14 protein-coding genes are annotated in these 13,865 nt (G+C 63.3%); all 14 read right to left on the reverse strand.

The features are described 5' to 3' along the window. Positions 1-125: 125 nt before the first annotated feature. The 14 genes from PSEMO_RS08405 to pseB all read right to left on the reverse strand — a co-directional run bounded on the left by PSEMO_RS08405 (position 126) and on the right by pseB (position 13,679). Positions 126-1,601: a sigma-54 dependent transcriptional regulator gene (locus tag PSEMO_RS08405; RefSeq protein ID WP_075802652.1), complete on the reverse strand. Its 1,476-nt coding sequence runs from the start codon at positions 1,599-1,601 to the stop codon at positions 126-128. A gap of 169 nt (positions 1,602-1,770) precedes the next feature. After that, entirely contained in the window at positions 1,771-2,067 is a 297-nt protein-coding gene (fliT, locus tag PSEMO_RS08410; RefSeq protein WP_075802653.1) for a flagellar protein FliT, read from the reverse strand. Between the two features lie 23 nt (positions 2,068-2,090). Next, on the reverse strand, positions 2,091-2,474 hold the full coding sequence (fliS, locus tag PSEMO_RS08415; protein WP_075802780.1) for a flagellar export chaperone FliS: 384 nt from the start codon (positions 2,472-2,474) through the stop codon (positions 2,091-2,093). A 125-nt stretch (positions 2,475-2,599) separates the two neighbouring features. Then, positions 2,600-4,006 carry a flagellar filament capping protein FliD gene (fliD, locus tag PSEMO_RS08420; RefSeq protein ID WP_075802654.1) on the reverse strand — a complete coding sequence of 469 codons (1,407 nt, stop codon included), beginning with the start codon at positions 4,004-4,006 and terminating at the stop codon, positions 2,600-2,602. Between the two features lie 79 nt (positions 4,007-4,085). After that, positions 4,086-4,457 (reverse strand): flagellar protein FlaG, encoded by a 372-nt coding sequence (locus tag PSEMO_RS08425; RefSeq protein WP_075802655.1) that lies wholly within the window; start codon positions 4,455-4,457, stop codon positions 4,086-4,088. Between the two features lie 67 nt (positions 4,458-4,524). Next, a complete protein-coding gene (locus tag PSEMO_RS08430) occupies positions 4,525-5,379 on the reverse strand; it encodes a flagellin domain-containing protein (RefSeq protein WP_075802656.1) in 855 nt (284 codons plus the stop codon). A gap of 218 nt (positions 5,380-5,597) precedes the next feature. Continuing rightward, the gene (locus PSEMO_RS08435; protein ID WP_075802657.1) at positions 5,598-5,858 is read right to left on the reverse strand and encodes a hypothetical protein; all 261 of its coding nucleotides are present in this window, start codon (positions 5,856-5,858) and stop codon (positions 5,598-5,600) included. After that, positions 5,855-7,144, reverse strand: a complete 1,290-nt coding sequence (locus tag PSEMO_RS08440) for a motility associated factor glycosyltransferase family protein (protein WP_075802781.1) — start codon at positions 7,142-7,144, stop codon at positions 5,855-5,857. Before PSEMO_RS08440 ends, PSEMO_RS08435 begins: the two co-directional genes overlap by 4 nt. 55 nt (positions 7,145-7,199) lie before the next feature. Then, positions 7,200-8,126, reverse strand: a complete 927-nt coding sequence (locus PSEMO_RS08445) for a ketoacyl-ACP synthase III (RefSeq protein WP_075802658.1) — start codon at positions 8,124-8,126, stop codon at positions 7,200-7,202. Between the two features lie 517 nt (positions 8,127-8,643). After that, a complete protein-coding gene (gene pseI / locus PSEMO_RS08450) occupies positions 8,644-9,696 on the reverse strand; it encodes a pseudaminic acid synthase (protein WP_075802659.1) in 1,053 nt (350 codons plus the stop codon). An 80-nt stretch (positions 9,697-9,776) separates the two neighbouring features. Next, positions 9,777-10,817 carry a UDP-2,4-diacetamido-2,4,6-trideoxy-beta-L-altropyranose hydrolase gene (gene pseG, locus PSEMO_RS08455; RefSeq protein ID WP_075802660.1) on the reverse strand — a complete coding sequence of 347 codons (1,041 nt, stop codon included), beginning with the start codon at positions 10,815-10,817 and terminating at the stop codon, positions 9,777-9,779. After that, on the reverse strand, positions 10,814-11,530 hold the full coding sequence (pseF, locus tag PSEMO_RS08460) for a pseudaminic acid cytidylyltransferase (RefSeq protein ID WP_075802661.1): 717 nt from the start codon (positions 11,528-11,530) through the stop codon (positions 10,814-10,816). The genes pseG and pseF overlap by 4 nt, the downstream gene beginning before the upstream one ends. Beyond that, positions 11,527-12,681 carry a UDP-4-amino-4,6-dideoxy-N-acetyl-beta-L-altrosamine transaminase gene (gene pseC / locus PSEMO_RS08465; RefSeq protein ID WP_075802662.1) on the reverse strand — a complete coding sequence of 385 codons (1,155 nt, stop codon included), beginning with the start codon at positions 12,679-12,681 and terminating at the stop codon, positions 11,527-11,529. The genes pseF and pseC overlap by 4 nt, the downstream gene beginning before the upstream one ends. Further along, positions 12,678-13,679 (reverse strand): UDP-N-acetylglucosamine 4,6-dehydratase (inverting), encoded by a 1,002-nt coding sequence (gene pseB / locus PSEMO_RS08470; protein ID WP_075802663.1) that lies wholly within the window; start codon positions 13,677-13,679, stop codon positions 12,678-12,680. The genes pseC and pseB overlap by 4 nt, the downstream gene beginning before the upstream one ends. Positions 13,680-13,865 lie beyond the last annotated feature (186 nt).

The following is a 13,865-nucleotide window of genomic DNA, read 5'->3' on the forward strand; positions in this document are numbered from 1 at the left end:
ATAGCCATGCCGGAAACTTTTCCGGCATACCCGCCGAAACCGACAAGGCCCGCAGATGCGGGCCTTTACCGGACAAAAAACAAGGGTTTTATGACAGCGAACGAACGGGCCGCCAACAGCAGGCGTCAATCCTCCGCCTGCTCATCCCCTTCGCGGCGGCTCATGCCGTACTTGCGCATCTTTTCCACCAGGGTGGTGCGACGGATGCGCAGGCGCTCGGCGGCGCGGGCGACGATGCCGTTGGCGTCGTCCAGCGCCTGCTGGATCAAGCCCTGCTCCAGGCTACCGAGGTAGTCCTTCAGGTCGAGGCCCTCGGGCGGCAGCATGGCGTTGGTCGGGAAGCTCGGCGCATGACCGTTGATCACCACCCGCTCTTCCAGGTCGGAACGCAGGCTGTCCACCAGTTGCTCGTCTTCATCGTCCACGTAGCGGAATTTCTTCGGCAGCTCGGCCACGCCGATCACGCCATAGGGATGCATGATCGCCATGCGCTCCACCAGGTTGGCCAGTTCACGGACGTTGCCCGGCCAGCCGTGGCGGCACAGCGACATGATCGCCGCCGAGTTGAAACGGATCGAGCCGCGTTTCTCGTGCTCCATGCGCGAAATCAGTTCGTTCATCAGCAGCGGGATGTCTTCCACGCGCTCACGCAGTGGCGCCATCTCGATGGGGAATACGTTGAGGCGGTAGTACAGGTCTTCGCGGAACGAACCCACCTCGATCATGCTTTCGAGGTTCTTGTGGGTCGCGGCGATGATGCGCACATCGATGCTCTGGGTCTTGTTGCTGCCGACCCGCTCGAAGGTGCGCTCCTGCAGCACGCGCAGCAGCTTGACCTGCATCGGCAGCGGCATGTCGCCGATCTCGTCGAGGAACAGGGTGCCGCCGTTGGCCAGCTCGAAACGCCCGGCACGGCTGGTAATGGCGCCGGTGAAGGCACCCTTCTCGTGGCCGAACAGCTCGCTTTCCAGCAGCTCTGCCGGAATCGCCCCGCAGTTGACCGGGACGAACGGCGCTTCGCGGCGCTTGGAGTGGTAGTGCAGGTTGCGCGCCACCACTTCCTTGCCGGTGCCGGACTCGCCGAGGATCAGCACGCTGGCGTCGGTGTCGGCGACCTGCTGCATCATCTGGCGCACGTGCTGGATGGCCCGGCTGGTACCGACCAGGCTGCGGAACAGGTTGGGCTCGCGCTGCCGGCCGCGCTCGCGGGCCTGGTCGTACATCTCGCGATAGACCTGGGCACGGTGCAGCGAATCCAGCAGGTTGCTGTAGCTCGGCGGCATTTCCAGGCTGGAAAGCACACGACGACGCAGCTCTTCCGGAAGTTCGAGCGAAGAAAATTCGCCAAAAAGCAGAACCGGAAGGAACTCATCCCAGGCAGCCACTGTCTTAAGCAAGCCCAGAACCCCGGACGGCGCATCGACAGTACCGATCAGGACACACAGGACTTCACGACTGGACGATAACGACCCGACAACCTGCTCCCAGTCATGACTGGAGCACGGCAGATTTTCTTCCCCAAGAAAATTCAACACCACCGCCAGGTCACGGCGGCGAGCACTATCGTCATCGATCAGGAGAATTTTGGTTTCACGCCACATGCAATAGCAACTTCCCTAGTCAACTCGAGGCCCTTCGAAGGGCATGCTCGACATCATTCCGACTGAACGGTCAGTGTTCCGACGTCTGAAATTAGAAAACAGCCACTAGTTAAGTCAAAAAACGCTTAATAGTCAAATTTATGGCGCGCGACTGATTTTCGATCAACCGTCAGCGGTACAGATGGTATACCTTTGTCGCCTGTTGCGCCTGTTTGATCTTTGACATCTCGTCGGCAATCGCCTGACGCTCTTCCGTCGCCACGTCGATCAATTGCCGGTAAACGCCCAGCAGGTCCTGCAGGTTGTCCCGCAGCGCCTCCTCGTCGAGCACTTCGGCATTCATCACTTCGTCCATGCAGGCGCGGCAAGCCTGGTCCAGCTCGCCCACCGCTTCCCAGTCGCGATTGGCCAATGCGCCAACCAGTGCCTCCCGGGTTTCCTCGATTCGCTTGAGTACCGCACTCATCACGAAATCCTCATCGCAACTGGTTATTGTGGAGCGACCGCGTCCCAGCCTTCCTTGACCGTGGTCAACAGATCGGTCACTTCATCGAGGGCAGCGATATCGTTCTTCATGTTGGCGTCGCTCAGGCGACGGGTCATGTACAGGTAGAGCGAGTCGAGACGCTCGAGTTCCGGAGTCATGTTGTCGCGATCCAGGCCTTCGCGCAGGCCACCGATGATGCCGATGGCCTTGCCGATAGCGATGCCCTTGCCGGCCAGGTCCTTGCGCTCCAGGGAGCCCTTGGCCTGGGCGACGCGGTCCAGGCCGCCTTCCATGAGCATCTGCACCAAGCGGTGCGGACTGGCTTCGGAGGTCTGCGCCTGGGCGCTGATCTTCTGGTACTGACGAAGGGCCAACATCGGATTCATGTTCATACCTCAACACAATTGCTGTATGACCGGGCTATCGACCCGGCGTCAAAAAACTTTAGGAACCATGAAAAAAGCCCGACATGCGGGGAAGGCACTGTCGGGCTTTTGGCGTCAGCAGAAAATCAGGAGTTCTTCTGCTGCGCAGCCATGGCACTGAAGATGGACGTGATGTTATCACGCTGGGCGTTCAGCTGACCCACCAGGGTATCCATGGTGTTGTACTTCTTGGTCAACGACGCCGTCATCGAGGTGATCCGCGCATCCAGGCTGGACTGCTGGGTCGCCAGGTTCTTCTTGGTGCTCTCGAGGATCTTCGAGCGGTCCGCCAGCACGCCATCGGTAGCGGTGAAGGGCTCCAGCGCTGTCGTCAGGCGCTTGGACAAGCCATTGTCACCGGAGAACAGGCTCTGGATTTCGCCACCCAGCTTCTGGGTATCCAGGGCCGCGGTGAACTTGGTGCTGTCGAGCTCCAGCAGGCCGGTACTCTGCACGGTGTTGATACCGAGCTGCGACAGGACCTTGAGCGAACCGTTGCCACCGGTGCTGGTCGTCACCAGTTCGTTGCGAACCGCCGTCAGCATCCCGCGGACCATCGAGTCGCCAGCCAGTGCGGGTGCGGTACCCAGGGTGCCGTCGGCATTCTTCGGCGTCTGGCTCAGGCCATTGATGGTGGTCACCAACGCGTTGTAGGCGTCGACGAAGCTCTGCACCGACTTCTTCAGGCCATCGTTGTTGGTGGTGACATTGACCGTGGCCTTGGAGTTTTCGGCAATCAGCTCGAAGGTCATGCCACTGACGGCATTCTCGACCTTGTTGGATTTGCTGGTCAGCGGCATGCCGTCAATCTTGAACTCGGCATCCTGGGCCAGGGCGGAAATGTATCCGGCGCCGGTACCCGCCATCGCGGTAGTGCCGTTGATTTCCAGCTCGCTGATGCCGCTGACGGAGATGTCCGAGCCCGCACCGGTGTTGGTCGAGGTCAGGACCAGACGCGAGCCGGTGCCATCGTTGATGATGTTGGCGGTGATGCCCTTGGCGGTCAGGGTGCTGTTGATCGAGTCACGCACCGACTGCAGGGTGGCGCCAGCGGCGATCTCGACCTTGAACTTTTCACCATTGACGCCCTGCGATATCTCCAGCGTGCCTTCGCTGATCGCTGCGGTGTTGTCGGCAAAACGCTGGCTGGCCACCTTGGAGGCTGTCGCCAGCTTCTGCACTTCGACGGAGTAGCTGCCATTCACCGCGAACTGGTTCGCCGTGGCCTTGACGTTCTTGTCGTCGGAGGAGGTCGCCGAATAGCCGATGAATTGCGGCGTAGTGGTGCTACCGAGCTTCTCCAGCGCAGTCTTGAAGGTCGCCAGCGCACTCTTCAGGCTGCCGACCGCCGAGATGGAGGCGGTGTTGGCCTTGGTCTGGCGATCGAGCTGGTTCTGCTTTGGCGTTTTTTCGGCGTCAACCAGGGCTTTGACGATCGCAGTGGTATCCAGACCACTGCCAAGGCCCAGGGCCGGTAGAATTGGACTTGCCATCACTCTCTCCTTTTCGGCTCACGCCAAACGCTTGACCATTACCGCACGAAGCGAAAATGTATCAATTTTCGTACCGCTTTCAGACTTTTTCGTCGAAAAGCAGACTGTTGACGTCCTGCAGGCTCTTCGCCAGCTCCAGGGCGGTTTCGGATGGAATCTGCCGAATCACTTCGCCACTGTCACGGGCGACCACCTTGACGACGGTCGTTCCGGTGGACTCGTCCACCGAAAATTCCAGGTTGCGCTGCAACGACTGGACATAATCCTGTAGACCCTTCACCGCGTCCTGAAGATCGGTGTCGGACCTTTTCTGATCCTGCTTGTCCACAGCCGCAAGGCTTGGCTTGCTGTAGACCTTGTCGGACGCACCCTGTTCAGCAGTTTTCTCCTGCTGGGCCGCAGCTGCCGCCGGAGCCGGGTAAGACGCGTTCAATCTGACGCTCATGTCCATCGTCCATCACCTCCAAAGTAAAAAGCGAGGGAATGCTCGCGCACGCCCTCGCTCTTCATCGTAGCTGTTACTGAAGCAGTTTCAGTACGGCGGATGGCAGTTGGTTGGCCTGGGCCAGAACTGCGGTCGAAGCTTGTTGCAGGGTCTGCTGCTTGGTCAGCTGAGCGGTTTCCGAGGCGAAGTCGGTATCCTGAACACGGCCCATGGCGGCAGCCGAGTTCTCGTTCATGCTCTGCAGGTTGTTGATGGTGGACTGGAAGCGGTTCTGGATAGCACCCAGCTCGGACTTCTTGTCGTCAACTTTTTGCAGTGCAGCGTCGATCGCGGTGATCGCGCCGTCAACAGCGGTGTGGACTGCGGAGTCCGAAGTACCGGAGATCGCCAGGGCGCCGGTACCAACAGCCAGGGCGGTCGCCACGAAGCTGGAGGTCATCGAAACGCTGAGGATCTGGCTGGTACCGGTCATCGCACCGACCTGGAACTCCATGGTGCCAGCGGAACCGTTCAGCAGTTGCTTGCTGGTGCCGTAGGTGGTGGAGGTAGCGATACGGGTGATTTCGTCGGACTTGGCCGCGAACTCTTTGTTCAGAGCAGCACGTTCAGTGGTGCCGTTCGAGTCGTTACGCGATTGCAGAGCCAGCTCACGCATACGCTGCAGGATGTTGGTGATTTCCGACAGAGCGCCTTCAGCGGTCTGGGTGATCGAGTTACCGTCGTTGGCGTTCTTGATCGCAACGGTGGTACCGGTGACCATGGTTTGCAGCTTGTTGGCGATCTGCTGACCAGCGGCGTCGTCTTTGGCGCTGTTGATACGCAGGCCGGACGACAGGCGGGACATCGAGGTGCTCAGTGCGTCGGAAGCTTTGTTCAGGTTCTTCTGCACGCCCAGCGAAGTGGTGTTGGTGTTAACGGTTAAAGCCATGACGAATTCCTCGTTGGATGGATACTTCGGCTTCCGGCCCTGGCATCCGCCGGGTGTGGCCTAGAGAACCTACGTAATGTTTATCGCCGGCTTCGAGGAATGCTTTAGGGATTTTTCAAAAAAAAATGCCATCACGCCGCCACCCCTTGTAATTCAGGCATTTGCCGGGAGAAAGCGCAGCGGCAAGGCTAAAGCCGGATGTGATGGCCATCACAGTTTCAGCGTGAAGCTGCCTGATCGATCAGCTTCACCAACTCATGCTCGAGGCTGTCGGCCAGACCGATCCAGTCCTGGCGCTGCTGGGCGGCGAGCATTTCCCCGAGCAGCGCGGCGAATTGCGCCTGCACGGCCCCGGGCGCCCCGGTGAACAGCCCGGGAGCCGCTTCGAACAGCTCGACCATGGCCACCGCCGCCTCGACATCCCTGCCCAGGCGAAACAATCCGGCACATTGGCGAGCGTTGTGCTGCAAGGTACTCATTGGCAGAACTCCCCATCGAACGTGGTACCGGCGATCAGCGCTCCGGCGCGGCTGGTGTTATGGAAGGTCACCTCGGGATGACGGGCGATAAAGCGCTCCAGCTCGATCAGGTAGCCGCGGAAATTCAGCTGGGTGCGCACCCGCTGGCCGCTGCCATCCAGCACCCAGTGCCGGGCCACGGACACCTGCGGTCCGAGCACGCCGTCATCCCAGCCGGTATGGGTGCGATTGCCGGGGAAGGCGAAATCGGCGCCGAACAGGGTGATGCGGCGCATGCCCATCTTCACTGCCAGGTCCGCCGCCGGATGAATGACGCTACCGCCGACGAACAGATGGCCTCGCGGGATATCGCCACGCACCCGATCGTACAGGGCGCTGTAGGAATAGGCGGCATAGCGAGGGCCACGCCAGCCCGCGACGGTCTCGACATCGAGCATCGGCATGTACACCAGCGCCGTATTCACCGAAGCCTCGGGCGGCAGGTGGTGCAGGCGGATCTTGTGGTCGACGCTGACCACGATATCCGGCTCGATACCCGCCGCCAGCAGCGGTTTGTAGGCGGTGTCCACGGCGATGAACAGCGGACGCCCGGGCTGCCCGTGAATACGCTTGAGGGCCGCCAGGTGACCTTGCAGGGTCGGCCCGGTAGCGATGACGAAGGCAGCCTGCCCTGCCCGGCTGCCGAACAGTTCGGCAACATCCCGGTCGGCCCGCAGCAGCGGCAGGCTCTTGTCCAGCAACTCCACCAGATGGGGATCGGTCACGTCGAAATGGGTGTTGTTGAAGGTCAGGTGGGTTTCGCTGACCAGGCGATCGCGGATCTTCGCGTTGAAGTCATCAGCCAGCACCAGCTCCGCCGGCAGGGCGAAATACGGCAAGGCGATTTCACCGGCATCACCAGCGTAGACCAGTTCGACCCGCGGGTCGGCCAGCCATTGCCCGTGGTCGAGCAGGTGCAGGACCAGGGCGAACAGGGCGCCATTGAGGATATGGACCTGCAGGCGCTGCAGATCGGAGCGCTGCAGCAGGGCGTCCTGCAGGTCGCCCAGGCCGGTACCGTAAAGGTTGAGACACGCGCTCCGTGGCAGGCTGTCGGCCTGGAACTGCGCTTCGGCCAGGCGATCATGCCGGCTGCTGAGCTGGATGCCGTCGACGCTCAGGGTCGAGCCCTGCCCTTCGACCAGCACCGCCTCGATAGCGCCGTGATCCTCCCGCGCGAGGCGCTCGAACAGCGCCGGCCAGCGGGCCTGGATAATCTGGGCGTTGCGCTGGAAAAACTCGCTCATGATGAGCATCCCTTGCCTGCGAAACGCCCGAGATTACCTCGGGATGCGCATCAGGTCACGGGCGATGGAGAATCGCCGAACCCCACGACAGGCCAACGCCGAAGCCGCTCACCGCTACCCGCTTCCAGGGGCTGTCCAGGGCGTGCTTCTCCAGCAGCAGCGGAATGCTCGACGACACGGTATTGCCAGTCTCGACCATGTCCTTGACGAACTTCTCCGGCTTGTCTTCGAAGCGCCGCGCCACGGCATCGACGATTGCCGCACTGCCCTGGTGGATGCAGAAGGCGTCGATATCGTCTGCCGCCAGGCCGGATTGCTCCAGCAGTTCGTGCAGATGCGCCGGCACCTTGAGCAGGGCGAAGTTGAACACCTGGCGACCGTTCATGAAGAACACGCCGTCGCTGACCTTCAGGTGCGGCGCGCCGGAACCGTCGGTGCCGAACGCCGACTTGCCCAGGGCCCAGACCGGGTCTTCGCCCATCCAGGTGGCGGTGGCGGCGTCGCCGAAGAGCATGGTGGTGTTGCGGTCTTCCGGATCGACGATCTTCGAGTACGGGTCGGCGGTGACCAGCAGGCCGTTCTTCAGGCCGGTGGCCTCCATGAAGCCTTTCAGCGCGTAGATGCCGTAGACGTAGCCGGAGCAGCCCAGGGAAATATCGAAGGCCGCGACATGGGTCGGCAGGCCAAGCTTGTCCTGGACGATGGCGGCGGTGTGCGGCAGGCCTTCGGCGTCGCCGTTCTGGGTGACCACGATCAGGGCGTCGATGGAGTCGCGGGACAGGCCGGGGTTGGCGGCGAACAGGGCGTTGACCGCTTCGACGCACAGGTCCGAAGTTTCCTGTTCGTCGGATTTGCGAGGCAGGAAGGCCGAGCCGATCTTGCCGAGGATGAATTCCTCATCCTTGCCGAATTTCGCGCCTTGTGCGTAGTTGTCCAGGCCGGCGGCCGGAACGTAGCTCGCAATGCTTTTTATGCCAATCATCATGGCTTCCCAATAAAAAACTGCTGAAGATCGCCGCTCGCATGATTCGAGGGGCGCCAGAAAACAGGGATTTCCGCCATCCGCTGAACTGGATGGCAGAGGCAGCGACGGTGACACGGCCCGTCACGCCCGGTAACGATAGAGACACAGATGCCCGTCATGACCGATAGGTCACGGATTTTCACAGACAATGGGACATTTTCCTAGGGCCCGGGCTGGATTGCGGGCCCTGTGGGGGCGGGTTTACCTGCGATTGCAGTGGTGAACTCGCTACAGCAATCGCGGGTGAACCCGCTCCCACAGGTTTCTCGGCCAGCCGTAGGGTTTGCGCCCGACACGGTCACTGTGGGAGCGGGTTTACCCGCGATTGCGGTGGTGAATTCACTAAAGCAATCGCTGGCAAGCCAGCTCCCACAGGGTTCTCGGCCAGCCGTAGGGTTTGCGGCCGACACGGTCACTGTGGGAGCTGGCTTGCCAGCGATAGCGGTGGTAAGGCCAACATCACTCTCGCAGTGCGCTACTCGACCAACGACCAATCCAGCGCCGTGCCACGCTTCAGCGGCCCCCGGGCCTTGCGCCCGAGCAGGGAATCGAGGTGCTTGGGCGCCAGGCCCAGCCCCGGACGAATGGCGCGCACATTGATCGCATCGAACACCTCGCCAGCGGCCATGTCGCGCACCACGTAGAGCGACCGGCGGAAGCGCTTCGACGCCTGTTCGGCCTGGGTCGCGCCATAGCGCACCTGGCCCAGGGACTGCCAGGCCCTCTCGCTCTCCACCACCAGGCTGGCCAGCTCCGCCGGCTCCAGGGAGAACGCGGCATCCACCCCGCCTTCAGCCCGATTCAAAGTGAAGTGCTTTTCCACCACGCTGGCTCCCAGCGCCACCGCCGCCACCGAAGCCCCGACCCCAAGGGTGTGATCGGACAAGCCCACCTCGCAGCCAAACAGCTCGCGCAGATGGGGAATGGTCCGCACATTGCTGTTCTCCGGGCTGGCCGGATAGGTGCTGGTGCACTTGAGCAGGACCAGATCACGGCAACCCGCCTCCCGTGCCGCGCGCACCGTCTCGTCCAGTTCGGCAAGGCTGGCCATGCCGGTGGAGATGATCATCGGCTTGCCCGTGGCCGCCACCTTGCGGATCAGCGGCAGGTCGGTGTTCTCGAAGCTGGCGATCTTGTAGGCCGGTACGTCGAGGCTTTCCAGGAAGTCCACCGCGCTCTCGTCGAACGGCGTGGAAAACGCCAGCATGCCCAACTCGCGGGCGCGGCGGAAAATCGGCGCGTGCCATTCCCAGGGGGTATGCGCCTTCTCGTACAACGAATACAGCGAGGAACCGGCCCACAGGCTGGCAGGGTCCTCGATGAAGAACTCACCATGGCTCAGGTCCAGGGTCATGGTGTCGGCAGTGTAGGTCTGCAGCTTCAGGGCATGGGCTCCGGCCCGCGCCGCCGCCTCGACGATCTCCAGGGCGCGGTCCAGCGACTGGTTGTGATTTCCACTCATCTCGGCGATCACGAAAGGCGCGGCATCGACGCCGATACGCCGACCACCCAGGTCAAAACTGCTCATGCTGCGAATCCTTCAATAACCGTTCGAAATGACACTCGGACTGCGTAGACCCGGCGCCACGAAAAAGCCCGAGGGAGACCTCATTGTCCGCCAGCAACTGCATCGCCCACGCCCTGCCCCGCCAGTGCCACGGCTACCCGTCGGGCACCCAGCCCATCCACCAGCTCGCGACTGCGGGCAGTGAACTGCTCGCGCAACGGCAGGTTGTCCAGCAGCAGGGCAATGGCCTGGCGCAACGCCTCGACGTCGACCTGCCCGGCAGCGCCCAGATACAGATGCACACCGGCCCGGGCCAGGGCCTCGGCATTGGCCACCTGGTTGTCGGCGACGCTCACGCACAGGCTGGGCACCCCTAGGGCGGCACGTTCCCAGGTGGTCCCGCCGCCCGCTCCGACGAACAGCGTGGCCTGGGCCATGCGCTGCGGCAGGTCCTCGACGAAGGGCAGCAAGGTCCAGCCCGGACGCTGCCCGACCAGGGCCTGCAAGACCGGCAGGTCCGGACTGGACTGCCCGGCGATGCACTGCACCTGGATATCATCGATAGCCAGCAGTGCCTGAAGGGTTTTCAGGGTCATGCCGGCCTGGTCGAAACCGCCAAAGCTGACCAGCACCCGGCGCGCAGTATCGGCCTGCGCCGCCCTGCCCTGGCAAAACGCCGGGCGCAGCAGGGCGTAGCGAGGCCCTGCCAGCAGGCGACAGGCAGAAGGCAGCAGCGGCTGGTACAGCGCCGCGCTGGCCGTGAAATTCTGGTCCAGCAGCAGATCGCAATCGTGGGCGCGATCGGCCAGGTCATCGATCACCATGACCCGCCGCGCCCATTGCCGCGCCGCGCTTTCCCAACGGACATCGAGGCCGTAATGGTCGACGATGACCCAGTCGAACAGCGTTCCGGCCGGCAACAACACAGCCAATGCAGCGATCTCGTCATCGGCCTCCGCCGGCAAGGCCAGCACCTCATGCCCCTCTGCGGCGATCCGGGCCATCTGATGTCCCGGCACATCACGGCAGGCAAAGGTCAGCGCAGCCCCCTGGCCCGCCAGTTGCTGCGCCAGGGTCAGGCAGCGCGCCACATGCCCGATGCCGATCACGGCACCGGAATCGGCCCGAACCAGCACCTTCACCCCCGCAACTCCCCGGCGGCGAGCAGCGCGGCATACAGGAACTCGGCGCGGCGCCAGTCCTCCTCGGTGTCGATGTCCTGCACCAGATGACGCGGCAGGATCACCGGCAGGCTGCACTCGGAAAAGATCACCTCCCCGCGCAACCAGGCTTCGGCACGCCCCCAGTAGAACTGGCCGGCGTCCTGGAAGGCGGCCGGCAGGTCCTGGGAGCGGGTCTGCCGATACTGCGGGTATAGCGCCGTGAGCGCGCCGCCCTCGGTCAGGCCGAGGGCGCGCTGCACCGGGAAGCCGAAGCCGCACACGGAAAATGCGAAGGAATGTCCGGGGTGGCTGCGCAACAGCTCGAAGCCCTCGCGCAGATAGCGCGCCTGCAACAGTGGCGCAGTGGCATAGATGCAGCAGGCCAGCTCGGCATGGAAACCCTGCTCCTGCAAGGCGCCCAGGGCATGCACGATCACCGCCGCAGTGCTGGCGTGATCGTCGGCCAACTGCGCCGGGCGCATGAACGGCACCTCGGCCCCCAGGGCCCGGGCCAGACCGGCGATCTCGTCATCATCGGTGCTGACGATCACCCGCTCGAACAGACCGCTGTCCAGGGCGGTGCGAATCGAATGGCGGATGATCGGCTCGCCATGGAACGGCTTGAGGTTCTTCCGGGCGATACGCTTGCTGCCGCCCCGGGCCGGGATGATCGCGACCGCGCCGCGGTTCATGCCAGCACCCGGCGCAACGTCTCGACGACCTGGTCCTGCTGGGCCTCGGTCAGGTCCGGGAACAGCGGCAGGCTGATGGCCTGGCGGTAATAGCGCTCGGCTTCGGGGAAGTCGCCATCCTTGAAACCGAGGTCACGGTAATAGGGCTGCAGATGGATCGGGATGTAGTGCAGGTTGACGCCGATGCCCGCGTCACGCAGGCCCTGGAAAATCTCGCGATGCCGTGCCTCCAGCCCCTCGTGCAGGCGCACCACGTACAGGTGCCAGGCCGAAACGGCCTGCTCCTGCGCAGCAGGCAATTGCAGTGGCAGGTCGCTCAACAGCTGCTGGTAGCGGGCCGCCAGCTGGCGACGCCGGCCAAGGAAATCATCCAGCCGCTGCAACTGCGACAGCCCCAGGGCTGCCTGGATATCGCACATGCGGTAGTTGAAGCCCAGCTCGGTCTGCTGGTAGTACCAGCCGCCGTGGCTCGCCTCGGTCATGCGCGCCGGGTCGCGGGTGATGCCGTGACTGCGCAGGTCGCGCAGGCGCTGGGCCATCTCCGGCGAATTGCACAGCACCATGCCACCCTCGCCGCTGGTGATGATTTTCACCGGATGAAAACTGAACACCGTCAGGTCGGCATAACGACCACTGCCCACCGGCTCGCCGGCATAGCTGGCGCCAAACGCATGGGCGGCGTCCTCGATGACCCGGAAGCCATACTCCCGGGCCAGCCGGGCGATCTCGCGCATAGCGCAGCTCTGCCCTGAAAACGCCACTGCCACCAGCACCTTGGGCAGGCGTCCGGCGGCCCGCGCACGCTCCAGCTTGTCGGCCAGGGCGCGGACGTCGAGGTTCCAGGTCAGTGAATCGATATCGACGAAATCCACGTCGGCGCCGCAATAGCGCGCGCAGTTGGCCGAGGCAACGAAGCTGTTGGGGCTGGTCCAGAGCAGATCGCCCTCGCCCAGCCCGGCAGCCAGGCAAGCCAGGTGCAGGCCGGCGGTGGCATTGCACACTGCGACGGCGTGGACCGCGTGGCAGCGCTCGGCCACGGCGCGCTCGAAGCGTTCCAGGGTCGGGCCCTGGGTCAGCCAGTCGGAACGCAACACCTCGACCACCGCGTCGATATCGGCCTGGTCGACGTTCTGCCGGCCATAGGGAATCATACCGGCAGCCGCGCGTGCAGCTCGGCGATCCCTTCGACGGACAGGAACTCCGGGTTGGTATCGGAGCGGTACTCGAAGTCCTCGGCCACCCGCCGGCCCTGCTCGCCCACACCATCGATGGCGAAATCGGCATCGACATTGTTGAAGCGGATCGACGGCTGGATGGTGAAGTGGTCGGCGAATTCCAGGGTCATCCGTGCATCGTCCAGAGGGATCATCAGCTCGTGCAGCTTCTCGCCCGGGCGAATGCCCACCACCTTGTGCGGCAGCTCCGGGGCCATGCCACTAGCGAGGTCGACAATGCGGATCGACGGAATCTTCGGTACGAAGACCTCCCCGCCGTGCATGCGCGCGAAGCTGTCGAGAACGAACTGCACGCCATGGTCGAGGGTGATCCAGAAGCGGGTCATGCGCGGGTCGGTGATCGGCAGCTCGTCGGCGCCCTCGCCGATCAGCTTGCTGAAGAACGGCACCACCGAACCTCGCGAGCCGGCCACGTTGCCATAGCGGACCACGGCAAAGCGGGTCTGCTGGCTGCCGGCGACATTGTTGGCGGCGACGAACAGCTTGTCCGACAGCAGTTTGGTCGCGCCGTACAGATTGATCGGGCTGGCGGCCTTGTCGGTGGACAGGGCGACGACCTTTTCCACGCCATTCTCGATGGCGGCGGCAATGATGTTCTCCGCGCCGTTGACGTTGGTGCGGATGCATTCGGTGGGGTTGTATTCGGCGGCGGGCACCTGCTTCAGCGCAGCGGCGTGGACCACGTAGTCGATGCCGCGCATGGCCTGGCGCAGACGCTCGGCGTCGCGCACATCGCCAAGGAACCAGCGCATGCAGGGGGCGGTGAAGCTCTGCTGCATCTCGTACTGCTTGAGCTCGTCGCGGGAAAACACCACCACGCGGCGCGGCGTGTACTGACTCAGCAGACGCGTGATGAACGCGCGACCGAAGGAGCCGGTACCGCCGGAGATGAAGATGGACTTGTCGTCGAACATGCCTGGATCCTGGAACTCGCCGTGGGTGGGGTCGGGAAACCAACGGATTTCTGACCCCGGCCCTGTTTAGGCAAGCTCGAAGCAAGATGCAGGCCAGTGGCGGCCTCATCGCTGGCAATGCCAGCTCCCACGGCGTAATCCCTGAGGGAGCGAGCTTGTCGGAGCGCCGAACCGTCGCGAAGGGCC

The sequence above is a fragment of the Pseudomonas putida genome, from assembly GCF_001941965.1.
Taxonomy (GTDB): Bacteria; Pseudomonadota; Gammaproteobacteria; order Pseudomonadales; family Pseudomonadaceae; genus Aquipseudomonas; species Aquipseudomonas putida_L.

Bases quoted from the DNA above. Each gene is read 5' to 3' on its own strand.
- PSEMO_RS08405 (WP_075802652.1), bottom strand. From the start codon at position 1,601: ATGTGGCGTGAAACCAAAATTCTCCTGATCGATGACGATAGTGCTCGC.
- fliT (WP_075802653.1), bottom strand. From the start codon at position 2,067: ATGAGTGCGGTACTCAAGCGAATCGAGGAAACCCGGGAGGCACTGGTT.
- fliS (WP_075802780.1), bottom strand. From the start codon at position 2,474: ATGAATCCGATGTTGGCCCTTCGTCAGTACCAGAAGATCAGCGCCCAG.
- fliD (WP_075802654.1), bottom strand. From the start codon at position 4,006: ATGGCAAGTCCAATTCTACCGGCCCTGGGCCTTGGCAGTGGTCTGGAT.
- PSEMO_RS08425 (WP_075802655.1), bottom strand. From the start codon at position 4,457: ATGGACATGAGCGTCAGATTGAACGCGTCTTACCCGGCTCCGGCGGCA.
- PSEMO_RS08430 (WP_075802656.1), bottom strand. From the start codon at position 5,379: ATGGCTTTAACCGTTAACACCAACACCACTTCGCTGGGCGTGCAGAAG.
- PSEMO_RS08435 (WP_075802657.1), bottom strand. From the start codon at position 5,858: ATGAGTACCTTGCAGCACAACGCTCGCCAATGTGCCGGATTGTTTCGC.
- PSEMO_RS08440 (WP_075802781.1), bottom strand. From the start codon at position 7,144: ATGAGCGAGTTTTTCCAGCGCAACGCCCAGATTATCCAGGCCCGCTGG.
- PSEMO_RS08445 (WP_075802658.1), bottom strand. From the start codon at position 8,126: ATGATTGGCATAAAAAGCATTGCGAGCTACGTTCCGGCCGCCGGCCTG.
- pseI (WP_075802659.1), bottom strand. From the start codon at position 9,696: ATGAGCAGTTTTGACCTGGGTGGTCGGCGTATCGGCGTCGATGCCGCG.
- pseF (WP_075802661.1), bottom strand. From the start codon at position 11,530: ATGAACCGCGGCGCGGTCGCGATCATCCCGGCCCGGGGCGGCAGCAAG.
- pseC (WP_075802662.1), bottom strand. From the start codon at position 12,681: ATGATTCCCTATGGCCGGCAGAACGTCGACCAGGCCGATATCGACGCG.
- pseB (WP_075802663.1), bottom strand. From the start codon at position 13,679: ATGTTCGACGACAAGTCCATCTTCATCTCCGGCGGTACCGGCTCCTTC.